This is a genomic window from Polaromonas sp. CF318, assembly GCF_000282655.1.
Classification (GTDB): domain Bacteria; phylum Pseudomonadota; class Gammaproteobacteria; order Burkholderiales; family Burkholderiaceae_C; genus Polaromonas.
Genome location: NZ_AKIV01000138.1, coordinates 16,314 through 38,502 on the forward strand (window position 1 = coordinate 16,314; position 22,189 = coordinate 38,502).

The 22,189-nt window shown below is 63.9% G+C and carries 23 protein-coding genes and 1 pseudogene; 8 read left to right on the plus strand and 16 right to left on the minus strand.

Annotated features, from left to right (window positions below):
- Positions 1-71 precede the first annotated feature (71 nt).
- From PMI15_RS20985 to PMI15_RS24140, 3 genes are read right to left on the minus strand one after another with little or no spacing between them, the layout of a single operon-like run.
- Entirely contained in the window at positions 72-482 is a 411-nt protein-coding gene (locus PMI15_RS20985; protein ID WP_007873949.1) for a PaaI family thioesterase, read from the minus strand.
- Positions 472-999 (minus strand): hypothetical protein, encoded by a 528-nt coding sequence (locus PMI15_RS20990; RefSeq protein WP_007873950.1) that lies wholly within the window; start codon positions 997-999, stop codon positions 472-474. The genes PMI15_RS20985 and PMI15_RS20990 overlap by 11 nt, the downstream gene beginning before the upstream one ends.
- A 45-nt stretch (positions 1,000-1,044) precedes the next feature.
- Complete coding sequence (locus PMI15_RS24140; RefSeq protein WP_007873951.1) at positions 1,045-1,656, minus strand: TetR/AcrR family transcriptional regulator; 612 nt, start codon at positions 1,654-1,656, stop codon at positions 1,045-1,047.
- A 120-nt stretch (positions 1,657-1,776) separates the two neighbouring features.
- On the opposite strand from PMI15_RS24140, the gene PMI15_RS21000 reads away from it, so the two are divergent.
- Complete coding sequence (locus tag PMI15_RS21000) at positions 1,777-2,967, plus strand: PLP-dependent aminotransferase family protein (RefSeq protein ID WP_036840511.1); 1,191 nt, start codon at positions 1,777-1,779, stop codon at positions 2,965-2,967.
- Between the two features lie 23 nt (positions 2,968-2,990).
- Positions 2,991-4,310 carry a S41 family peptidase gene (locus PMI15_RS21005; protein WP_157214701.1) on the plus strand — a complete coding sequence of 440 codons (1,320 nt, stop codon included), beginning with the start codon at positions 2,991-2,993 and terminating at the stop codon, positions 4,308-4,310.
- A 30-nt stretch (positions 4,311-4,340) separates the two neighbouring features.
- On the opposite strand, the gene PMI15_RS21010 is transcribed toward PMI15_RS21005, so the two are convergent.
- The gene (locus tag PMI15_RS21010; protein WP_007873954.1) at positions 4,341-4,796 is read right to left on the minus strand and encodes an SRPBCC family protein; all 456 of its coding nucleotides are present in this window, start codon (positions 4,794-4,796) and stop codon (positions 4,341-4,343) included.
- A gap of 130 nt (positions 4,797-4,926) precedes the next feature.
- Positions 4,927-5,472 carry a GNAT family N-acetyltransferase gene (locus PMI15_RS21015; RefSeq protein ID WP_007873955.1) on the minus strand — a complete coding sequence of 182 codons (546 nt, stop codon included), beginning with the start codon at positions 5,470-5,472 and terminating at the stop codon, positions 4,927-4,929.
- A gap of 154 nt (positions 5,473-5,626) precedes the next feature.
- Between PMI15_RS21015 and PMI15_RS21020 the strand changes: the two genes are divergently transcribed.
- On the plus strand, positions 5,627-6,871 hold the full coding sequence (locus tag PMI15_RS21020; protein ID WP_157214702.1) for an MFS transporter: 1,245 nt from the start codon (positions 5,627-5,629) through the stop codon (positions 6,869-6,871).
- A 122-nt stretch (positions 6,872-6,993) separates the two neighbouring features.
- On the opposite strand, the gene PMI15_RS24495 is transcribed toward PMI15_RS21020, so the two are convergent.
- The 6 genes and pseudogenes from PMI15_RS24495 to PMI15_RS21030 form a co-directional block, all read right to left on the minus strand.
- Complete coding sequence (locus PMI15_RS24495; RefSeq protein ID WP_007873957.1) at positions 6,994-7,977, minus strand: HNH endonuclease signature motif containing protein; 984 nt, start codon at positions 7,975-7,977, stop codon at positions 6,994-6,996.
- Between the two features lie 120 nt (positions 7,978-8,097).
- On the minus strand, positions 8,098-8,844 hold the full coding sequence (locus tag PMI15_RS24950) for a hypothetical protein (RefSeq protein WP_007873958.1): 747 nt from the start codon (positions 8,842-8,844) through the stop codon (positions 8,098-8,100).
- Positions 8,845-8,933: 89 nt separating this feature from the next.
- On the minus strand, positions 8,934-9,569 hold the full coding sequence (locus PMI15_RS24955; protein ID WP_007873959.1) for a hypothetical protein: 636 nt from the start codon (positions 9,567-9,569) through the stop codon (positions 8,934-8,936).
- A 242-nt stretch (positions 9,570-9,811) separates the two neighbouring features.
- Positions 9,812-10,813 carry a hypothetical protein gene (locus PMI15_RS21025; RefSeq protein ID WP_007873961.1) on the minus strand — a complete coding sequence of 334 codons (1,002 nt, stop codon included), beginning with the start codon at positions 10,811-10,813 and terminating at the stop codon, positions 9,812-9,814.
- A gap of 111 nt (positions 10,814-10,924) precedes the next feature.
- Positions 10,925-11,068 (minus strand): annotated as a pseudogene (locus PMI15_RS25390) (lyase); the annotation flags it as partial.
- Between the two features lie 14 nt (positions 11,069-11,082).
- On the minus strand, positions 11,083-11,847 hold the full coding sequence (locus tag PMI15_RS21030; protein WP_007873962.1) for an SDR family NAD(P)-dependent oxidoreductase: 765 nt from the start codon (positions 11,845-11,847) through the stop codon (positions 11,083-11,085).
- A gap of 156 nt (positions 11,848-12,003) precedes the next feature.
- On the opposite strand from PMI15_RS21030, the gene PMI15_RS21035 reads away from it, so the two are divergent.
- Positions 12,004-12,900: an AraC family transcriptional regulator gene (locus tag PMI15_RS21035; RefSeq protein ID WP_007873963.1), complete on the plus strand. Its 897-nt coding sequence runs from the start codon at positions 12,004-12,006 to the stop codon at positions 12,898-12,900.
- 58 nt (positions 12,901-12,958) lie between these two features.
- Here the strand turns inward: PMI15_RS21035 and PMI15_RS21040 are convergent, their stop codons facing one another.
- Positions 12,959-13,996: a hypothetical protein gene (locus PMI15_RS21040; RefSeq protein WP_007873964.1), complete on the minus strand. Its 1,038-nt coding sequence runs from the start codon at positions 13,994-13,996 to the stop codon at positions 12,959-12,961.
- A gap of 120 nt (positions 13,997-14,116) precedes the next feature.
- Positions 14,117-14,329, minus strand: coding sequence for a DUF3606 domain-containing protein (locus PMI15_RS21045; RefSeq protein WP_007873965.1), 213 nt, complete (start codon positions 14,327-14,329; stop codon positions 14,117-14,119).
- A 221-nt stretch (positions 14,330-14,550) separates the two neighbouring features.
- Here PMI15_RS21045 and PMI15_RS21050 point away from each other — a divergent pair, with 221 nt between their 5' ends.
- Entirely contained in the window at positions 14,551-17,007 is a 2,457-nt protein-coding gene (locus tag PMI15_RS21050) for a penicillin-binding protein 1A (protein ID WP_007873966.1), read from the plus strand.
- Between the two features lie 55 nt (positions 17,008-17,062).
- On the opposite strand, the gene PMI15_RS21055 is transcribed toward PMI15_RS21050, so the two are convergent.
- Positions 17,063-18,193, minus strand: coding sequence for an ROK family protein (locus tag PMI15_RS21055; protein ID WP_007873967.1), 1,131 nt, complete (start codon positions 18,191-18,193; stop codon positions 17,063-17,065).
- Positions 18,194-18,379: 186 nt separating this feature from the next.
- Entirely contained in the window at positions 18,380-18,598 is a 219-nt protein-coding gene (locus PMI15_RS21060; protein WP_007873968.1) for a CsbD family protein, read from the minus strand.
- Positions 18,599-18,875: 277 nt separating this feature from the next.
- On the opposite strand from PMI15_RS21060, the gene PMI15_RS21065 reads away from it, so the two are divergent.
- The 3 genes from PMI15_RS21065 to PMI15_RS21075 all read left to right on the plus strand — a co-directional run bounded on the left by PMI15_RS21065 (position 18,876) and on the right by PMI15_RS21075 (position 21,316).
- A complete protein-coding gene (locus PMI15_RS21065; protein WP_007873969.1) occupies positions 18,876-19,307 on the plus strand; it encodes a surface-adhesin E family protein in 432 nt (143 codons plus the stop codon).
- A 100-nt stretch (positions 19,308-19,407) separates the two neighbouring features.
- Complete coding sequence (locus tag PMI15_RS21070; protein ID WP_007873970.1) at positions 19,408-20,049, plus strand: FHA domain-containing protein; 642 nt, start codon at positions 19,408-19,410, stop codon at positions 20,047-20,049.
- 121 nt (positions 20,050-20,170) lie between these two features.
- Positions 20,171-21,316 carry a hypothetical protein gene (locus PMI15_RS21075; RefSeq protein WP_007873971.1) on the plus strand — a complete coding sequence of 382 codons (1,146 nt, stop codon included), beginning with the start codon at positions 20,171-20,173 and terminating at the stop codon, positions 21,314-21,316.
- Here PMI15_RS21075 and PMI15_RS21080 read toward each other — a convergent pair.
- Positions 21,309-22,148 carry a DUF2726 domain-containing protein gene (locus PMI15_RS21080; RefSeq protein WP_007873972.1) on the minus strand — a complete coding sequence of 280 codons (840 nt, stop codon included), beginning with the start codon at positions 22,146-22,148 and terminating at the stop codon, positions 21,309-21,311. The genes PMI15_RS21075 and PMI15_RS21080 overlap by 8 nt on opposite strands.
- Positions 22,149-22,189: the final 41 nt, after the last annotated feature.

Here is a 22,189-nt window from a genome sequence, read left to right on the forward strand (position 1 = left end):
CGATTAAGTGGCATGGCCTGTACTGTATCGCCGGTACTGCGTTTGCGAGTCCTTGGGCCTGTTAACGGCCCCTAGGCCGCCTTCCGAATCGTGCCTTGCGCCGCGGCGCATAAGGTGCGCTCTTCCCCGTGCAGCACAAAGATGTCGCAGCGGCACACTGCCTGCGTCTTGCCGCTGCCCACCACCGTGGCCACGGCCAGCAGGCGGTCGGCATCTTTGGCCGGGCGCAGGTAATTGATCTTGAACTCCGACGTGACGGAGTCGCCCAGCACCGAGCCGCCCGCGAACGTGAGCGCGTTATCTGCCAGGTATGAGAGCACACCGCCGTGCACAAAACCGTGCTGCTGCAGCAAGCCGGGCACCACCGGCACCGACAGCTCCGCACTGCCGGGCGCAAAGGCATCGAGCTGCGCATTCAGCATCGCGCTGAAGGGCTGCCGGCCCAGCATCTCGCGCGCCCACATCAACACGTCAGCGGGCATGCTGCCCCCGCGCAAACGGCGGCGCCAGGCGCCGGCCGCCCGAAGCCAGCCAGCGCAGCAGGCGCACGCGCGCCGTCCAGGGCACGGGCCGGGGTTCCAGCCCCAGCGAGAGCTGGGCCTGCGACAGCACGTCTTCCACACAGACGTCATGCAGCGGCCCGATCACCAGCGGCCAGTAGAGCAGGGCGGGGCCGCGCGCCCGCATCTCGATGCGGTGCTCCAGCACGCAATGCGCGGGCGTGGCCTCCAGCACCTCAAAGCCGTGCCAGCCCTCGAAACCCCGGGGCGCCGTGAGGCGAAAGCGCACAGCCTGGCCCGGCGTGTAGGCCTCCACCACATAACGAATCGGCCCATGGCCGCCCGAGGCGCCCACGGCCATGGGGCGGTCCAGCTTCATGCGCGGCCAGGCGCGACCCGGCCACATCGCATCGGCCGGCGAGCCCAGCGCGTCAATCAGCGCGCCCACCCGTTCCGGGCTCGCATGCAGCAGGCGTTGATGAACGTTCACGACTTTCATACGGACACTCCTTGGTTGAATCTTCTTGCGTCTTTCCCCGGGGGCTCAGGCCGCCACGGCCATCCAGGCGCCGTGCTCCAGCGCGGCGCGCAGCTTGGGCGCAACGGCCGGAACGGGCTGGCTGACCCAGCGCTGCGTCAGCGACATCGACGGCGAGAACACCAGCGCCATCCACACATGAAATGGCATGGCCCGTATCTCGCCGGCTTCCACGCGCTGCTCCATCCACAGCTTCAGCGCGGCAAAGGCATGCTCATTGGCCGTGCTGGCCTCGGCGCCGTCCGTCATGCCGCCGCCGCGCCGCAGCGTGTGCAGCAGCCGCGCCTGGTCCGGGTGTTGCAGCACCCACTGGATATAGGCGCGCACCAGGCCCTTGACGCCGGCCTGCGCCGAGGCCTTGCCGGCAATCGGCTGCATCAGCGCCGTGTGGAAGTCGCGCAGCATGTGGGCATAAAGCGCATCGGCCAGCAGCGCCTTGGTCGGGAAGTGGTGGTACAGGCTGCCGTTGCTCACGCCGGCCTCCTGGCGCACCATGTCCATGGAGGCGGCCGTGAAGCCCTGGGCCAGGAACACCTTGGTGGCGGCCTCGAGCAGGCGATCCCGGGTAGAGGGTGGGGTGGAAGGCGTGGTGGAGGATGGGGTAGCACTGGAGTCCATAACTAGAGTATTACTCTAGACCAATACTCTGTCAACCACCCCTCAACCGGCCCGGCGGCGGACAGGCCGCGGCCAAATTGGCGACAATGCAGCCCAGAAAGCGAGAAACCGAACATGCCCCTGCACTTTGCCGACCGCCTCAACAACGTTGAAACCTCCGCCATCCGCGAACTCTTCAAACTGCTGGGCAAGCCCGGCATCGTCAGTTTTGCCGGCGGCTTCCCCGACCCCGCCATGTTCGACGTGGCCGGCATCCAGGAGGCCAGCAACAAGGCCTTGAGCGAAGAACCCGGCGGCGCACTGCAATACGGCGCCACCGAAGGCTACGGCCCGTTGCGCGAACAGCTCAGCGCCTTCATGGCCACCAAGGGCGCCAAAGACGTGGCCCCCGAAAACCTCATCGTCACCACCGGCAGCCAGCAAGCGCTCGACCTGCTCGGCAAGACCATGATCTCGCCCGGCGACAAGGTCATCGTCGAAGGCCCGACCTTCCTGGCCACCATCCAGTGCTTCCGCCTCTACGGCGCCGAACTCATCAGCGCGCCCATCGACGCCCACGGCGTCAAGACCGACGAGCTCGAAAAACTCATCGCCCAGCACAAACCCAAATTTGTCTACCTGATCCCCACCTTCGGCAACCCCAGCGGCGCGCTGCTGAGCCTGGAGCGCCGCAAACAGGTGCTGGCCATGGCCGTCAAGCACCAGACCCTGATCGTCGAGGACGACCCCTACGGTGACCTCTTTTTCGGCGAAGCGCCACCGCCTTCGTTGCTGGCGCTCAGCCCCAGCGTGCCCGGCAGCCGCGAGCTGCTTGCCCACTGCGGCTCCCTCAGCAAGGTGCTGAGCCCCGGCCTGCGCGTGGGCTGGATGGTCGCCCCCGCCGAGCTGCTGGCCAAGGCCACCATGTGCAAGCAGTTCAGCGACGCCCACACCAGCACCTTCGCCCAGGCCACCGCCGCCCAATACCTCAAAGCCGGCCGCATGCCCGACACCCTCCAGCGCGTGCGCAAGGTGTATGGCGAACGCGCCACCGCCATGGGCAATGCCTTGAAACGCGAACTCGGCGACGCGATTGAATTCACCCAGCCGCAAGGCGGCTTGTTCTTCTGGGCCCGCCTCACGGGCGCAAACGGCAAAAGCAGGGACGCCGGCGAGTTCGCCAAAAAGGCCATCGAGCAGCTCGTCGCCTTTGTGCCCGGCGCGCCGTTCTACGCGGCCAACCCTGATCTGGCCACGCTGCGCCTGAGCTTTGCCACGGCCGATGTGGCGAAGATTGAAGAGGGGGTGGGGCGGCTGGGCAAGGCGCTTTGATACGCCGGTTGCAGGCTGCCGGCTTGTTGGCTGCACTGGCCTTGGTGGCCGCCGCACCCGCGCAAGCCCAGGTTGCCAAACGCAATGCGCTGGAGGTGGCTCACCTGATGCTGGCCATGCATCGCGAACCGCTGGCGGTGTACAGCTATGCGCAGCTGTATGAATCCTGCACCGAAAGAACCGCATCGCCGGAATTCGCCGCCGCGCCCAATGCCCAGGATCAGCTCCAGCGTGCCCTGCTGGAACTGGCCGCCGCGTGGCATCGGGTGCCCGAGGCCGAGGCCAACAAGCTGGCCCTGCAATGCAAGCGCCGCATGATGAAGCTCATGGGGCCACGCGGCCGCTATTTCACGCCGGTGGAACTTGAAGCGTGGCGCAAAGGCAGCGGATTCGACCCCGGCCTGCTCCTGACTCGCGCCGAGGGCCAGTGGGTGGTGCGCGAGGCGGTGGCCGGTGGCCCCGCGGCGGCGGCGGGCCTGCAGGCCGGTGAGGTGCTCCTCAGCGTGGACGGCCGCCCGGTCGCCGACCTGGGCGGCAATGAGCTTTCAGAGTTGCTGTTCATCCCCGTGGCGAGCCCGGTGCAACTGGTCTCGCAGCGCCCCGGCGAGCCGCCGCAAACGCGGACCGTCGCGCGGGCACAGACCGCCCCTGAGAAAATCGTGGTGGCCGGGCAGGCGCCGGGCCATTTCTACATCCGCATGGCCGGTTTCTTTGAGGGGATACCCGTCCGCCTGGTGGAAAGCCTGCGCGCACAGCCCGTTGACGGCAGCGGTGTCCGTGTCCTCGACCTGCGCGGTAATCCCGGCGGCAGGTTCGACGAAGCGCAAGCGGTGCTGGCGTTGCTGGGCAGGCATGGCAATGCGGGAACCTGGTATCCCCTGCAGTACCGCCCCGGCAGCGCCGAGGCCAAACCGTTTTCGGCCACCGAAAGCGTGAACCGGATCAAGGGCACGGCAGCCACCGGCATTGTTGAATTGCGCGAATGGCTGGTGCCGGGCAAATGGCTGGTGCTGGTCGACAGCGACACCGCCAGCGCCGCCGCCTGGCTGGCCAGCGCCTTGCGCGAACTCAATGGCGCGGTGTTAGTGGGGCAGCCGTCCGAGGCATCCGACTTTGGTGTCGACGTGCTGCAAACGGTGGAAGAATCCGGCGGTATGGCCGGCGTTCGTTATGAGGTCAGCCTGCTGGGATTGCCATCGGGCAAGGCACTGACAGTTGACAATGCCAGGCCTGACGCCGTGACGCGCCTTGCCCCGGGCAATATCAAGCCTCTTCCCAGGAGTGTTGCCGACTGGTTGCAAGACCCGCTGTACACGCAGATCAAGGACCGCCTGCGGCCCTGAAGCCGGCCCTACGGCGAGCCCGGCGCGCCCTTACTCGTTGATCTCCACCTCCACCAGCTTGCCCAGCAACACCAGCGACTGCTGCCAGCCCACATAACACTGGTCCGCGGGGATCACCGCGGGAATGCCTTCCTGCACCACGTGCATTTCCACGCCGGCGGAGACTTTCGCCAGCGTGATGGTGGTGGTCATCTCGCCCGGCAGGTTGGGGTCGTCGAATTTCGCGGTGTAGCGGATGCGCTCGCCGGGCTTGAGCTCCAGGTAGGTGCCGCCGAAGGAATGGCTGTGGCCGTTGGTGTGGTTGGTGAATGACATCTTGTAGCGGCCGCCCACCTTGGCGTCCATTTCATGAACGGTGCCGGTAAAGCCGTTGGGTGGCAGCCATTTGCTCATGGCGGCGGGGCTGAGGAAGGCGCGGTACACCCGGTCAGGGGTGGATTGCAGGACCCGGTGAAGTTTGACGGTGTTGGTGCCAGAGGTGGTCATGGTGTGTTTCCTTTGGTGAATGTGAATGACAGTGAGAGAAAAGAGAAGGCGGGGGGCCGCCCTCTATCTGTACGACGAACGGGCCACGGCGGGATCGACACGATTTCCTGGGCAAATTTGTAATATTTTTTTATACGGTGCGCCTGCACACCATCAACAAGGCCGTCCCATCCGGCGTTTGCACTTCGCCCACCACGCGAAACCCGGCTTTTTCATAACAGCGTATCGCGCGCGCATTGCGCGGGTCGGGGTCGGTCTGGATGTGGGTGACCTGCGGGTCGGCCAACAGCCGGGCCACAAAGGCCTTCACCATCGCCGTGCCCAGGCCGCGGCCCAGCTGCGCGGCGTCGGCAATCGACTGGTCTATGCCGCGCACGCCGGGGTCGGTTTCGTTTTCCCACCAGCCGTCGCCCGAGCCCATGGCCACATAGGACTGGATGTAGGCAAAAGGCCGGCCGTCCAGCAGCGCGATATGCGGCTGCACCTGGCGGGGGTCATTGATCCATGCGCCGTATTCGGCCTCCACCTCCGCCAGCGTGGGCCCCGGCCCCCACCACTCGGTCCAGTGCGGGCGCGCCAGCCAGCCGTGCAGCATGGGCAGGTCGGCCGCCTGTAAGGGCCTGAAGCCGATATTCACGGCCGCAGCGCTTTGGGGCGCGCGCAGGGCGCTGTCCATGGTGTCTCCTGGGGTGGGTTCTTGATCGACCTGCCATTTTGCACAGGGGGCAGGGCGCCATGCCCCTTGCCCATAGGTTTTGCAGGTGTTTGCCTACAATCCGATACAGCGTGGGTGTGTCGCCCGCTACCTTGACCCGGGCCTGTTCACCTTCATGACTTCCGCCGCCGCGCACAGCGCCACTCGCGCCTCCTCTTCGTCGATCTCCCCCGCCACCCGCCGCTCCATCCTGCTGCTGTCGTGCGCCACTTTCTCGAGCATGGTGGCCCAGCGCATTTGCGACGCCATGCTGCCCGAGCTGTCACGCGTGTTTGCCGTCAGCCTGGCGCAGGCGGCGCAGGTGGTCTCGGTGTTTGCCGTCACCTACGGCATCGCGCAATTGTTTTACGGCCCGCTGGGCGACAGGCTGGGCAAGTTCCGCATCGTGACCTTTGCGGCGCTGGGCTGCAGCGTGGGCAGCGCGCTCGCCGTGTTCGCCACCAGCCTCGACGTGCTGCTGCTCGCCCGCATCATGATGGCCCTGGGCGCCGCCGCGCTGATCCCGCTGGCCATGGCCTGGGTCGGCGACACGGTGCCGGCCCATGAACTGCAGGAAATGCTCACGCGCACCGGCCTGGGCAGCACCCTGGGCATTGTCTGCGGCCAGCTGCTGGGCGGGCTGCTGACCGACGCGCTCGGCTGGCGCTGGGCCTTTGCGTTTCTGGTGCTGCTGTTTGGCGCGGTGGGCTCGCTGCTGTGGGGTGATTTGCGCCGGCAGCAACGGCTTGCGCCCGCGGTAGCGGTGCCTGAGCCGCAAGCGCCGGTGGTGCACCCGCATTTCCTCAAGCAGGCCTGGCGCATCGCCAGCCGCCCCTGGCCGCGCACCATTTTGCTGCTGGCCGTGATTGAAGGCGCCATGGGTTTTGGTGTGTTGGCCATGTGGGCCTCGCACCTGCACCATGCGCTGGGTTTGTCGCTCTCGGTCTCAGGCGCCATCGTGGCGCTCTTCGGCCTGGGCGGCGTGGGGTATATGGCCGCCGGCCGCGCGTTGATTCCCCGCCTGGGCCAGCACGGCCTGGTCTTGCTGGGCGGCGGGCTGGTCGGCATCAGCGCGCTGGCGCTGGCCTACATCCCGCACTGGGGCCCGGCCATCCCGGCCAGCCTGGTCGGCGGTTTTGGTTTCTTCATGTTCCACAACGTCATGCAGGCCAATGCCACGCAAATGGCGCCCGAAGCGCGCGGCACGGCGGTCTCGCTGTTCGCGTCTTTTTTATTCCTGGGCCAGTCTTTGGGCGTGGTGCTGGCCGCGGCCCTGATTGGCTGGATAGGAAGCAGCGCCGTGGTCGCGCTGGGGGGAGGGGTGATGGCGGTGGAGGGGGCTTATTTTGCTTGGGTGTTGAGGAGGAGGGATAAGAACTAACTGAATGCCTAAAGCAGGGTTCTCTTGATCACTCTGGGAAGTCGCCTGCGCAGCTCGGAGCCGACTGAAGTGGCTGCGACCTGGCTTAAGCCGGTGCCACCGCCATAAAAAGTCGTAGCGACTTATGGATGCGTAACTTGTTTTGGCGCGAACTGCCTTGCATACTCAAGTAACTGCTGGTTCAAATGTTCCGAATTTTCGGCGAAATGAGCTTCGCGGTGACAGTTTGGACACAGCGCAACGCAGGTCCATACTCGGTCACTTTTCTCTACGCTAAGTACGTGGTGCACGTCTAAAAAACCGGAGTATGTGCGCGTGTCAGCACATCCGGGCATCTCACATCCATCAACTGCTCGTGCTACAACTTTGCGGCGTACTGCCGGGTCTCTTTTTACTTGTGAGCGACTTGTCGTTTTCCTCGGTGCATTCTCGCCTCCATAGAGACTGTCGTCGGTTTCAGGCAGGTCATCGTATGTGTCGTTAACTCTTGCCATGTTCATCGGCAAATTCACGACGTCGATCACTCCCGGCCAATTCCAGAGAACGTCAGCTACGGTTTTTCCACCCGGTGCTCGGCTATCCATCAACCAGAGAGTAGGGCTGTCTCCGTTCTCTGCATGGTTTTTCTTAACGCGGCCCATTTGCCCGGCCTGGATTACAGCGTTGCTAACGTCTCGCTGTTTCTCCCAGAGCCGTCGCAGTTCGGGTACCGGTATTGAGGCAGCGTAGACGATCTCATTGCCATCCGACTGCACCAATAGAAGGTCAGTGATGTCCGCCTTCAAATTTCGCCGGATTACGTTGTCCAGCGTGGCCTCGAACGAGTCCACATACCTCGCCGTCAACTGTGACGCGGAAATAGTCCAGGGCTCTCGTCCACCGGCTCCCCATCTCCAGCAGGATCGGACCCGAAAATGAACAAGTTCACCGTTAGGGCCTCGAGCTCTGATGGTCTGCGATTCTCCACCACCCATCTTTTTTCTCTTGTCTTCGACATCTGTGTAGCCCCGGCTTTCAAGGAAAGGCTTAACCAGATTTCTCATGAGCTTCTCGGCCTTGTAGCTCTCAGGCTTGCGCCAAGGCCGTTTCCCTTTTGTGTCCACCATGCGTGCTTCTCCTTCCGCCTCCTGTGCGATTGATAAGGTCGAGTCTCTTTGGGCTCCGTCGACCCCGTTGCTGTCAGGTATCCGATCACTGGACCTGGGGCTTGCACACCCTAGGTCTCATCAGTCCCACAGAACCTCCCACGCGTTCCGCCCTACGTGTTCACCCAGCTTGCGCCTGGTATTTTCAGATGCAGCGACAACTGCATTTGCCCGGAGAGCTTGCGCAAATTGATCGATTGCATTTGTACGATGCTGAGAGATCACGACGACAGACGTAACGGCCAGCTCTTCGTCGTGAACGTTTCCGCGTGATAGCCGCACATCATCAATGCCGGGACTTTGCTTCAGAGTTTCAAGGGCCACGCGAACCTCGAGTAATGATGGATGCGGTTCGAGATTAGGCGCGAATGAGTAATCATCATCGACTCGGCGAAAGAAATCTTCGATAGTAAGGAGCTCTTGACCAAGAGGTGCTGAGCTGCCCCAGCGCTCAATCATGCCGTGCAAAAGCTGCGATATACGCCCAGACCAGCCTTTCGCCAATTCATCCAGGCGGATTGCAACAATAGATCCCGTTGTAAGAGTCAAGAGAGATTGCTTCTCCCCGCAACCATGCTTCGTTGAGCATGCGGCAATATCGGCCCAGGCAATGCTCTGGTGGGAAGACGGAGTACCCAGGATCAGAGAAGTGGGAGTGAAAAAGTACTTCTGTTTGTAGATGCCATACACCAACTCAGAAGGCAAAAGCGAAATTCCTGCTGGCCGTGTACCGTTCGGAAAGACTTGGCAGTGTGTGCCACGACCTTCGTTCGATTCCATCTGAAACATACGAAGGATAAATGCTCTCGGATCGTCAGCTATCGCCATTTTTGACCTAAAGAATTGCGTTTAACCTGGAAAGGTAGGTGTCGTCAAACTCTACAACACTCCTCGGCAATTGGTACACGCTGAATAGCCTAGGTTTGCTCTCGAGCTAAGCGGACTATTTCCCGCATTTCTTCGATAGTGCTATTTTCTTGAACTTGACCGAGAAACCACTTCAATGTATTCGCTGACTTACTTCGCCATTCTTCAAATATGGCTGTGATTTCCTGCTTATCGAAACGGGGATCGCTTTCTTCGACATCTGTGCAAAAGTTATTGAGTGCACGTAGATTTTGTTCTGTCAGACCGAGACGAATTGCGGCATACGGGCCGGGTAGATCAAGTATGGGTAGGCTAGCTAGAACAGAACGGGCCTGAGAAACTTCTTCGCCTAGACGCTCCCAAACTTTCGGAGCAGATCGGTTACCTAGTTCGGTAACGGCAATTTGAAAACACGCATCGGTGTGTACAAGAATTCCGCGAATGGCTAAGAATTTGTTGAGTCGATCTCGCCGTTCTTTTTCTCTATCAGCGTTTCGAGTTTGGAGCGTCTGCCACCCGGCGATCACTGCGGCAGCCAGAATGGCAAGTACTGATCCAACGGCCTGAACCCAGGATGCGAATCCGCTGTGCAGATCAGTCCATACAACTATCGTTTCAAATTGAGCCAGCATTGCAATTGCGATAGCTATGCTAATCCACAGTAAAGGAATTTTCCATCCACTCATGCTCCGTTTCTCCTCATTGGTGCTTTGGCCGGCGTACTAGTTGTTCTACTGCGAAAGAAACACCCGAGAATTCCGGGTCGTCGAGTATTGTTCGAAAGCCGTTGGCATCACCCCGTCCTAATCACCGCCACAAGCTCCGTCCCACTCTCAGGCAACCACACCTCCCGGGCCGGCCCAGGATCTGCCGCATCGCGGCATTGGCGTGGGGCAGGGGAATGACGTCAAACTTCTCGCTGGCCGGGTCAAAACGCAGCATCGCGTTGTTGCTCCAGTCGCTCTATCGGCTTAAACCCTGCCGTTGGAGAAAAACTCATTTGGTGAAGAAAATTTTTCATCGCGTCGGAAGGGTCGATGGCGTGATGGTTCAGTTTCTCTATCGTTGATCGGGGGGCCAGGTAGGAAAGAATTGCGGATTGCTTCAGATGTCCAGTCGAGCTATCGACAAGATCATCAACAGCATTGACCTGAACCGCATCGACAGGGATTAGCGCCAATATTTCCCTGGTGACTCGCAAAGAAGCGCTGCACACATAATCCTGATAGAGGCGGTTGTATTCCCCTTTGGGAATAGCTTTGACGCTTGCGCGCCCAGACGCCAGAAGCTTGGGCCGCTCTTTGGGGATTACTTCCTCGCCGTGCACGCTCAGATCTATGATGACCAGGTTCGGGTTTTCTATCTGAATCAGGAGGTTTTCACCAAGGAGACCGACGGCGTGTAGAGGTTCATAGAGTTTGATGGCTTCCAGCATGGCGGCTGGATCTTTGGCCAGTATGCGTTTTGCAAACTCGACTTGGTCCCTGTGGTCGGCAAGGTCCTCCTCAAACTTGGTCGACTCCTGACAAAATCGTTGCTGGTCTTCTAACTTCGCTGCGGATAAGGCATCCGCGAGCTTTTTTAGCTTCTTGTCAGTGTTGCCAAACAGCTTGTCCAGCCAGGATGGCTTGTACTTGTCCAAGCGGGACTGAGCAGCAGTCTCGGACTTTTGGCTCAATTGAGGTTGGACAGGGGCAAGAGCTGCGGCTTGTGATTGCCAATTGATGGATGGTGAGCAAGAGCGATGAAGCGTAATCAGCTTCTCGACATACTCCTCGAAATCCCTGACGGCTTCGGCCGCTTGTTCAAGGGCTTCTAGCTTCTCCGAGAGTGCGATCTCCTTGGCACGCAGCCTGGCTCTGCGATTTGAGTTTCGTTCTGCCTCCCTTGAAATTGCTCCCAAGGTTCGTAGCGTTCCTCGCCAACCCATACCTGTCTCCTTCGCCCCTGGTTGAGGTGTAAGAAGATGTTAGTCGCCTAGGTTGTTAAGAGCATCCTCTACTTGGAGGGCGGCGCAAGCTTTTTTGAAGATACCTGCCCCTCACCCCGTCCCACTCTCAGGCAACCAGACCTCCCCAGGCCGGCCCAGTATCTGCCGCACCGCGGCATTGGTGCGTGGCAGGGGGGGCTTCAAACTTTCCGTCACGGGGTCAAAGCGCCTCTTCGCGTTGCTGCTCCACTCCGAAGCTCGGGTTCCCCTCAAATCCCCTGGCCCCCAGACACCTCAATCCGCTGCGCATTCACCCAGCGGTTGTCTTGGGTGAGCAGGCTCGCGATCATGGGCCCTATGTCGTCGGGCAGGCCGGCGCGGCCCAGGGCAGTGATTCCCGCAAAGATTTTGTTGATCTCGGGGTTGTCGCGCACGGCTCCCCCGCCGAAGTCGGTTTCTATCGCGCCCGGCGCTACGGTGTTGACCGCGATGCCGCGTGCGCCCAGTTCCTTGGCCATGTAGCGGGTCAGCACTTCGACCGCGCCTTTGACCGCCGCGTACGCGGCATAGCCGGGGTAGGAGGTGCGGGTCAGGCCCGAGGAGAGGTTGACGATGCGGCCGCCGTCGGCGATCAGGGGCAGCAGGGCTTGCGTGAGAAAGTAGACGCCCTTGAAGTGCACGTTGACCAGACCGTCGAATTGCGCTTCAGTGGTCTGGCCTATCAGGGCGTAGTCGCCGTGGCCGGCGTTGTTGACGAGGTGGTCGAAGGTGTCGCGTTGCCAGGTGCCTTGCAGCACTGCGCGCAGGCGGTCGGCGAAGGGGGCGAAGCTGGCGATGTTGCCGGTGTCCAGCTGCAGGGCGACGGTTTTGCGGCCCATGGCCTGGATTTCGGCGACCACGGCTTGGGCGTCTTCAGCCCGGCTCTGGTAGGTGATGATGACGTCGCCGCCGCGTCGGGCGATGCTGAGGGCGGTGTTGCGGCCCAGGCCGCGGCTGGCGCCGGTGATGAGGGTGATTCGGGTGCTGCTGCGCATGGTCGGGTTCCTTGTCTGGAGGCTTGGTGGATGAGGATTTCAGTGTCCGGCGGGCGGGCCGGGGCTGGTTGCCGGAAGCTCGGTGCTTCTTGCCTGATCCTCCAAATTTCAGCGCCGGGCTGGCCGCAACCGGCCGCCAGCGGTTAGGCTTGCGGCATGAGCACGCTTCCTTTTCTTCTGGATGTTGTCGGCCGTTATGCTGAAGCCCATGCCGACAAGGCGGGCCTGGCGCAGACGGCCATCCCGGGCCTCAGCCTGGTGCGCGCGACTTCGCCCAGCGGCCTGGTGCATGCGATCTCGCAGCCGCTGGTCTGCCTCCTGTTGCAGGGCAGCAAGCAAGTCACCTTGGGCACGCAAACCTTTGTCTTCTCCGCCGGTGATTCGCTGTTGATCACGGCGGACGTGCCGACGGTCAACCAGATCACGCGCGCAAGTCTGGCCAAGCCTTACCTCTCACTGGTGCTGGAGCTGGACCTCGCGGTGATCGCCGACCTGGTGCTGCAGATGGAAGACGGGCCCGCGCCCGACGCAGCGGCTGTGCGGGTGGGGGCGACGGAGTCCGAGGTGGCCGATGCGGCGCAGCGGTTGATGCAACTGCTGGATCGCCCGGCGGCGCTGCCGGTGCTGCAGGCGCAACGGGTGCGCGAGATGCATTACTGGCTGCTGGCGGGCCGGCTGGGGGCCGCGATACGGCGCCTGGGCTGGCCTGACGGCCACGCGCAGCGTGTGGCGCGCGCGGTGTCTGTGCTGCGGGCGGATTTTGCGCGGCCTTTGCCGGTGGAGCGACTCGCGGGCGTGGCGGGCATGAGTCCGTCTTCATTTCACCAGCACTTTCGCAGCGTGACCTCGCTGTCGCCGCTGCAGTTCCAGAAACAGTTGCGGCTGATCGAGGCGCGGCGTTTGATGCTGTCGGAAGGGTTGAGCGCGAGCAGCGCGGCGTTTGCGGTGGGCTATGAAAGCGTGCCGCAGTTCACGAGGGAGTACGGCCGCATGTTCGGCCTGCCGCCGGTGCGGGAAACGGGTGTGACGCGAAGCAGGACGGCGACAGCCTGAACATCGTCGTCATGCGCAGCGCGCTGGGGGCTTGCCATTGCCGGGTGTTGCCGGATACTCACCCCGTCCTGATCACCGTCACAAACTCCGTCCCACTCTCAGGCAACCAGACCTCGCCAGGCCGCCCCAGGATCTGCCGCACCGCGGCATTGGCGCGCGGCAGGGGGATGGCTTCAAACTTCTCGCTGCCCGGGTCAAAACGCAGCATGGCATTGTTGCTCCACTCCGAGGCCCAGACCATGTCCTTGTTGTCGACATAGACCGCATACACATGCGGGTCGGCGCCTGGGGCCTTGTACGTTTTCCAGCTATTGGCGCCTGTGCCGAGTGCCGGGTCGTGCACCGAGAGGTTGCCGCTGCTCCATTCCGAGACCCAGATGCGGCCCTTGCTGTCTGACCACACCCGTCTTGCACCCTGGCGCGGCGTGGGCGGCTCGACGATGCGGGATTCGCCGGTCTTGGTATCCATATGCGCGATAAAGGAGCCGGCCAGGGAGCACCACCAGATCTCGCCTTTGGGTGTGGCGCAGATGCCGTAGGGGCCGCGGCCGCGCGGGGAGTCTTTTACCGTCACGGTGCCGCTGCGCACGTCGACCTTGCCGACATAACCGCTCTGGCCGGTGAACCACAGGTTGCCCTCGCCGTCGAAAGCGCAGGTGTTGAGGTTGGCATACGGTGTGCCGGCGGGCAGGGGGAAAACTTTGACCTGGCGCGAAGGCCAGGCCACGCGGGCAATCGCGTTTTGCCCGCCGTCGGTGAGCCAGGCCGCGCCGTCGGGGCCGGCAATCACGCCGTGGGGCGATGAGCCGCCGCCCAAGACAATCAATTCGGTCTTGCCGCTGCGCGGGTCAAACCAGCCGAGGTGGCCGCTGCGCTGGGCCGAGAACCATACGCCGCCTTCGGGTGCGGGCGCGATGTCGTGGATGCCGGTGGCGGAGCGGGTGTTAAGCGGCCAGGATTGCAATCGCGGTGCCGCCGGTGTTTGCGCCCGCGCGCCGCGGGGTGCGAGCAGGGCGGCGCCCAGGGCGGGCAGGGCCGCGAGTGTGGTGCGGCGCTTGAGGTCGAAACTAAAGGCGAGTTGCTGCTGCAAGGCCATGGCAATACCTCCTGCTGCGCAGGGCGGCGTTTGGCCGCTGCGCGGGACACGGTGGACAGGTTGGGGCCGGGCTAAGCCGGGCGGGTGCTCAGCCCATTGTGGCGGCAACCGCGGCGGCCATCAATGGGGCTTGTCCCTGTCCCCTGCGGAGGCGCTGTCTTTGCCCTGGAGGTATTTTTCGACGTTGCAGGCCTTGTCGCCGACGGTGGCGATGGCGCGCCTCAGTTGCTCGCGGTCGGCGTGCAGCTTTTGTTCCCATGCGGCGGCGGCCTGGGGGTTATGGAGATTGATGCGGTCGGGTTGCACGACGGGGCGGTGCGAGAGAAAGCTCATGGATGGAGGTCTCCTTGGCGTTTGTATGTCTATATAACTACCTTAGCGCCAAGCCGGCCCGGCTTTTGTAGGTCGCCGCCGACATTTGGGAGCGGCAAGTGCTCCTGGTGGTGCCGGAAAACAGGTGTTTTCTCCGGCTTTGCCGGCCCTTTGCCTGTCTTGTTCCACCGCGCCGCCGTCCTACAAAAGGGGTTTACAGCGCCCCAGTAAACTTGCAGGCAATGAAGAACCCCTTCCAGACCTTTTTCCAGGCACCCCTGGGCCCGCGCCTGCGCGCATTCGCGGCTTCGATTCCCGGTCGGTTGCGCAAGCTGACCAAGCGTGATGTGGCCCTGGCGCTGGCCGCGATCCCGGCCATGCTGCTGCTGTACACGGTGCTGCTGCTGCCTTTCACGCCCAGCATCAGCGATTTGCTCAAGGCCAAGACGGCCAAGCCTTCGGTGCTGATGTCAGTGGACGGCCAGGAGCTGGCGAGCTTCCAGCGCGCGAACCGCGGCTGGGTCAAGCTCGATGCGATTTCGCCGAATGTGGTGGCCGCGCTGATCGCGACCGAGGACCACCGCTTTTACGAGCACCACGGCATGGACTTCCGGCGCACGGTGTCCTCGGTGCTGCTGACGCTGACGGGCCGCAAGCAGGGCGGCTCGACGCTGACGCAGCAGCTGGCGCGCAATATGTACCCCGAGGAAATCGGCCGCTCGGCCACGCTGACGCGCAAGCTCAAGGAGGCGATCACGGCCTTCAAGATAGAGGCGGTGTACAGCAAGGACGAGATCCTCGAGAGCTACTTGAACACCGTGCCTTTCCTCTACAACGCCTATGGCATCGAGATGGCGGCGCGCACCTATTTCGACAAATCGGCCAGCGAGCTGGACGTGCTGCAAAGCGCGACGCTGGTGGGCATGCTCAAGGGCGCGAGTTATTACAACCCGGTGGTCAACCCCGACCGCGCGCTGCAGCGCCGCAACATCGTGCTGATGCAGATGGTCAAGCACGGGAAGCTGCCCGAAGCAAAACTCGCGGCGCTCAAGAAAAAGCCGCTGAAGATCGACTTTGAGCGCCTGGACCCGGAACTGGGCGAAATGCCGCACCTGGCGCAGCAGCTGCGCCGCTGGCTGATCGAATGGGCGGACCGCAACGACTACAACATTTACGCCGACGGCCTGGTGGTGCGCACCACCATCGATTCGCGCCTGCAGGCCATGGCCAACAAGGCGCTGGTGGCGCAAGGCGACCGTTTGCAGAAAGTCGTCGCGGGCGACTGGCGCTTCAATTCGGGCTGGAAGGCCAAAAGCGGCGCGCAGCGTGAACTGGCCCTGGCCTTTGTGCGCGACACCGCCGAATACAAGGCCGCGCGCGCGGCGGGCCAGCCGGACGAGCAGGCGCTCAAGACCCTGCTGGCCAATGCCGCTTTCATGCAAACCCTGAAGGACGAGAAGACGCGGCTGCAGGCCGGCTTCATGGCGCTGGACCCCACAAACGGCCAGGTGCGGGCCTGGGTGGGCAGCCGGGATTTTTCGGACGACCAGTTCGACCATGTGCAGCAGGCGCGCCGCCAGCCGGGCTCGACCTTCAAGCCTTTTGTGTACGGCGCGGCCTTTGAGGAGGGCGCCCGGCAGAGCGACGGTTTTGTGGACGGCGTGGTGGAAATCCCGCTGGGCAACGGTGCCTTCTGGCGGCCCACCGACGGCGGCGGGCCCAGCGGCGAGTTCATGAGCCTGCGCCAGGGTTTGATGTTCTCCAAGAACACCATCACCGCGCAGGTGATGCAGGTGGTGGGCCCGGCGCATGTGGCCAAGCTGGCCAGGGCCATGGGCGTGCGGCAGAGCAAGCTCGAGGAGGTGCCTTCGCTCGCGCTGGGCACCAGCCCGGTGACGCTCAAGGAAATGGTCACGGCCTACGGCACGCTGGCCAATGACGGCCGCTATATCGAGCCCATCATCGTCACGCGCGTGGAAGACCGCAACGGCAAGGTGCTGGAGCAGTTTGAAGCCAAGGCGCCGGAGACGGTGATGTCGGCCACGGTGGCGCAGACGCTGCTGGACGTGATGCGCGGCGTGATCGACCAGGGCACGGGCGCGGCGATACGCAGCCGCTACGGCCTGCGCGCCGATCTGGCCGGCAAGACCGGCACCACGCAGGGCAACACCGACGGCTGGTTTGTGATGATGCACCCGCAGCTGGTGGCGGGCGCCTGGGTGGGCTTTAACGACAACCGCGTGACCATGGGTGACAGCTGGGGCCAGGGCGCGCGCAGCGCGCTGCCCATCGTGGGCGAGTTTTTCCAGCAGGCGATCAAGGCCAAGGTGGTGGACGCCGAGCAGCGCTTCCCGGCGCCGCAGGGCGGCGGCGTGACGGACCAGGAGCAGCAGCGCGTGGAAGCCTTGCTCAACGGCGCCGAGCCGCCGCAGGAAGGCCAGCCGGGCGAACTGCCGGCCGGCGTGGGCATGGCGGGGGCGTCAACGGGCGGGCAGGGCGGCGCACCGCGCTGGCAGCCCGCGCCTGTGATCAAGTACGTGACCATCCAGGCTCCGGCCGAAAACCAGGTGCCGGCCGTGCAGGGTGGGGATTCGGGCGGCATGCCCGGTGTGGTGCTGCAGCCAGTCACGCCGGTGCCGGTGGAAAAGCTGCCGGTGTTTCCGGGCGTGGTGGTGGGCCCGCCCATCGCGCCGCGCTAGATCTTCTCCCTCCCAAAGTGAGAGGGGACGAGGCAAGCCGGAAAGGGGCTGAAACTCAGCGTCGTTTGCCGACGGCCGGTGTGCCGGTGTTGATAAAACTCGCATTCCCCAAACCCGTGCCCACGGTCAGCACGGCCCAGCGTTTCACGCCCTGCATAAAGGGCAGCTCCGACAGACCCTGTACCACCGCGTCGTTGTGCAGCCGCACCTGGATGTCGCGGCCGGCCAGCGGCGGCAGGTGTTCGGCCAGGTGCTGCGCGAGGTTGAAGCGCGGGCTCTCCCAATTGCCGGGCAGGTTTTGCGCGCCGGCGGCGATGGAGCCGTCTTCGCTGATCATGCCGGGGCAGGCCACACCCACAAAGGGCGCGAGCCTGAGCTTTCTGGCGCCGGCCTGCTGGATGAGTTTTTTGAGCATGGCGGCAATGCCCTGCACCAGGTCTTCGCGTCGGGTCGCGTCGCTGTCGCCGGCATGGCCCCATTTGCGCAGGCCGCTGACTTTCACTTCGGTGAGGTCCGGTGCCTTGCGCGCGCGCGGGCGCACGATGCCGCAGCGCACATTGGTGCCGCCGATGTCGACGGCCAGGAAGCCGTCGTAGCCGGACAGCACCTCGGGCGGCGCCAGGTGCACCCAGCCTATCAGCCCGCCTTCGTCGGGATGGTGGCGCAAGGTCATGAGGTGCACGCGGCTGCCGCGCTGGTAGAGCAGCTCGGCCGTGCGGTCTATGGCGAGTTCGCCGACCAGGCTTTGCCGGAAGCCGCCGCCGACCACGATGCGCCGCACGCCCTGCCAGGAAGGATGGGCGAGGAAGCGCCGCACCACGCGGGCCAGCTGCCAGGCATAGTCTTCCGACGCGGCGGCGATGATGGCCGCGGCCTTGCCGTTGCGCCTGAGCAATTCGTCAAGCCGCTTCTTGCTGATCTTTGCCGTGGGCTTGCGGCCCAGCGGGTCCAGGCCGCTGATGCGGCGGTACAGCGTGCGCCAGGCGTCCAGCATCTCGCTGTAGGCGGTGCGGCTCACGCTGTCACCCACAAAACCCTCGCCGTCGTGCAGCTGCAGGCTGTAGCCCTGGATGGCGACGGTGGGTTGCCGCAAGCCGCCGTGCCTCAGATCCTCGGGCAGGGACGGGGCGCCGGTTTGGCGGGGGTCTTTTTTGCGCGGGCTCACGAGGCCATGATGGCGCGGCATGGGGCGGCGCGGCCGGCGGCGAAGGCGCTTGTGGCCGTCAGCCAAAATCCCGACACGCCTTTGGCCGCGCGGATGGCGCTGAGGCTCAAGTGGCGCGCACGGAAAATCGGCCGGATAAACCGGCCGATCTGCGGGGCGCGCGAAAGCGCGAGGGTGTGAAAACCTGGTTAAGGTTTGAGGTTCAAATCAAGGCTTGAGCGGGTCGCGCTCCAGGTCCTTCTTCACTTCCTTGGCGGTGTCCTTGACGTCTTCCTTCATGTCGCCGTAAGCCTTCTGGGCCTTGCCTTCAAACTCGCGGGCATGGCCCTTGGCCTGCTGCTCGGCGTTGCCGACCATCTTGCCGGTGTGCTCCTGCACTTCGCCGGCGACTTCCTTGATCTTGCCTTTGACCTGGTCTTTGTTCATGGGGATTACCTTTCGGGTGGTTGGGGGGACATGGAAAAACTCCATGCCTTCAAGTTAAGGGTTGGCCGGGGCGGCGCACGCAGGGAGGGGGCGCGGCCGGATGTCGGCTGCGGACTACAACAAGGTGTTGCTGCCATGCCAACGCGCGTACGGCGCTATGTCATTTCATGTGACAAGCCAGGCCGCCGCCCGTTAGACTGGATCGAGTGCGACATTGTGCAAATGCTGCAAGAGGGCGAAACATTCTTAGGCCCCGTAGCATCATCAAAGAGCTGCCATGAGAAAGACCATGCTGTTTTGGGGCTTGCTGGGAGGCGCCTCCGTGCTGCACGCGCAGGCCGCGTGGTTCACCGTGCTCGGCGACCCGCAGGACCCGGCGCTCAACACCATAGAGGTCGATCCGGTGCCGGTGGGCGTGCAGGGCGAGCTGCGCACCATGAAGATACGCGTGAGCCGCTCCCAGCCGCGCACCAGCTGGGACGGCGTGCCTTACCGCTCCTACACCTCCACCGTGCAGTTCGACTGCGCGAACAAAAACGCGCGCTACCTCTCGCTGGATTTCTACAAGGAGCCGCTGTGGAAGGGCGAGCCGCACCAGACCTCGACCTATCCCGAGGGCGTGGTGCGGCACATGGCGTTTCGCGACGTGACGCCCAACCCGACGCAGCGGCTGATACGCGCGGCCTGCCGTCCGGTGGAGAAAAATTAGCCGCGCAGCCGCCCTTGTGCCTTCGCGGGGCCGGCGCTACGATGGGGAAGCCGCCATGTTGGGAGTGGTGGCGACACCTCCAGAAGAAAGGCTTCTCCTCATGCCGCAACTCATTGCATCGGTCGAAGGCGTCGAAATCAAGCATGTCTACCTGAAGAACGACCGCACGACGCTGGGCCGCCGGCCGTACAACGACATCGTGTTCGACAACCTGGTGGTCAGCGGCGAGCACTGCGTGTTTGAACTCAAGGGCATCGCCGACGTCTACCTGCGCGACCTGGGCAGCACCAACGGCACCTACCTGAACGGCCATATGGTCAAGGCGCGCGAGCTGCTGCACGACAACGACATCATCAACATCGGCCATTTCAGGATCCAGTACCTGGCGACCTCCGCGCACGAGGAGCCCGCCGAGAGCCAGGAAACCACGGCGATGTCGCTGGACGCGATAGGGTTGCCCGGCACCCCGGGGGCGCGGCAGGCCAGCCTGAAAGTGCTGTCGGGCTCGTCGGCGGGGCTTGAAGTGCCGGTGGTCAAGGCGGTCACCACCTTCGGCCAGCCGGGCGTGGCGGTGGTGTCGATCTCGCACCGGCGCGACGGCTATTACGTGGCCCATATGGATGGGGAGACGCCGTCCACCCTCAACGGCAAGGCCATAGGCCCCAAGGCCACACCGCTGTCACACCATGATGTGCTGAACCTGGCGGGGACCGAGATGGAGTTTTTGCTGAAGGGGGCCTGACTCCCTCACCCCAACCCTCTCCCGGAGGGCGCGGGGACTGAGAAGATGCGCCCCGCTTGGGGCGCTCGGGGCACACCAGGGCCCCATCAATAACAACATCAGCGGCGAGGGCCCACCCATCATGACGAAACGCGAATGGCAATTGGCCATCCCCATCCTGATCGGCCTTGCGCTGTGCGTGGCGGCCTTTGTGCATGGCCAGAACAGGGTCAACCCGGATGCGGGCATGGTGGCGCTGCGGGTGTTCAAGGCGCCGCAGGGTGAGCGGGTCGCCGTCGTCGCCAACCACGCCTTGCATGTGCTTGACGCCCAGGGGCAGCGCATCGCGCGCCAGGACCTGAAGGCGCTGGGCTTGAGCGAAAGCCCCAGCGACATGGACTGGACAGTGGATGCCCGGCAGCGGGTCGAGGCCTGGTTCTTTGACGGCGCCGCCGTGCCCCGTGTGCTGCGTTGCGCCTGGAGCGATGCGCAGGCGCAACTGGCGGATTGCCGCACGGCAATGGAAGGCCCGCAGCTCAAGAACAACGACCGTTCCCTGACCGTGCACCTGGCCGTGGATCGCGCTGGTGAGCGCGTCTTCATCGCCGATGCCAAGGGCAACCGCGTACAGTCGTTTGACTTGAGCGGCAAAGCCCTGGACAGCACCGACCCCCAGGTGGCGCCGCTGCTGTTCCCCAACCGCCTGCGCTATCTGGGCAATGACACCCTGGTGGTGGCCGACAACGACCACCGCCGGCTGGTCTGGCTGCGCGTCGCCCCCGGCCAACCCACCGGGCTGTTGCGCAGCCTGGGCTCGGCCGTGCACGGCCAGGCCCGCCAGGGCCGCGGCAAGGTCACCGACGTGGCCTTGGGCCCGGACGGCACGCTGTGGATGCTGGCCGTGAAGCAGGGCCAGAAGGATGGGGACGTGCTGGTGTTTGACGCCCAGCGGCGGCCCGTGGCGCGCGCGGCATTGGCCGATGATTCCGACCCCTTGCTGATCGACGCGCTGGGCAACACCGCGCTGGTCGGCGATTACAGCTTCATCAGGCTGAACCGTGTCGACGCGCAAGGCCGCGACCTCGGTGAGTTTGGTGACGCGGCTTTTCGTGGGGAGCTACAAGCCCTGAAGCAGCGGGTGCGGTCCGGCGCGCTATGGAAAACCGGCGCCATGGCCGCGGGCGGCGTGCTCATCGCGGTCGGTCTGGTGCTGGGCCTGCTGTTTGGCCAGAAACCCAAACGGCCTGAGCCGTTTGATGACCCCCCAAGCCCGCAAGACCCTAGATGATGGAACTGCTCGGGTTGGTACTCGAGTAATTGATAGGCCTGCGCGGCGGGCCTTCGCCGGCCAGGCGCAGCGCGAAGGCGCGGGCCAGGGCCTGCAGCTTGAGGGTGGACTTCAGGTGCAGCGGCGTCATGCCGGCCTTGGTGAGGTCCGAGGCATTGCTGGACACGCGCGAGAGCTGCGGTTGCTCGAGCTTGGTGCGAGCGGGGCGGCCGGCGCGTTCGCTGGAGGCGAGTTTGGCGGCTTCGCTGGTGGCGGTGCCGAGGAATTTTTCGCGCAGCAGCGCGGCGCTGGGCCGGCGCTGGCTTTCAACAATCCAGTAGGGCAGGCCGGCGCGGGCCAGCAGCTCGCGCTTGAAGCCGTGGTTGCGGCCGGTGACCTCGCCGCGGCCCAGCACATCGATGCAGCCCAGCACCGTGCCTTTCTGGTCGGCCAGCGCGCAGGAAAAGTTCACCGTGCTCAGCAGCGCCTGCCAATGGGCGTCGCCGCCGCGCTGGTTGGGTTCGATAAAACCGGTGAAGGGGACTTTGGGCAGGATGCGGTGCTCGGGGAACACCTCCTCCAGCCAGCGCCAGACCTGGAGCTCGTCGCGGCTGGCCAGGGGTTTGGCGCGCAGGGTGTGGTTGCGCGCCACTTTTTTGCGGGTGGCCACCACATGGGACAACCAGCGTTCATAAGCCAAGGCACCCAGGGCCACACTGCCGACAAAAAGGAAAAAACCGATCAGAAAACTGCTGCCCGTCATGTTCGCGCCCTGAAATCGCCCGGAGGTCATGCTGAAGAAGAAGGGCGTAGCGCCTATCCCGGCCCTGTTTATAAGGGATATCAGGTACATTTTTGGTTTTCTGTGAACTAGTTCACAATTTTTTACGAACG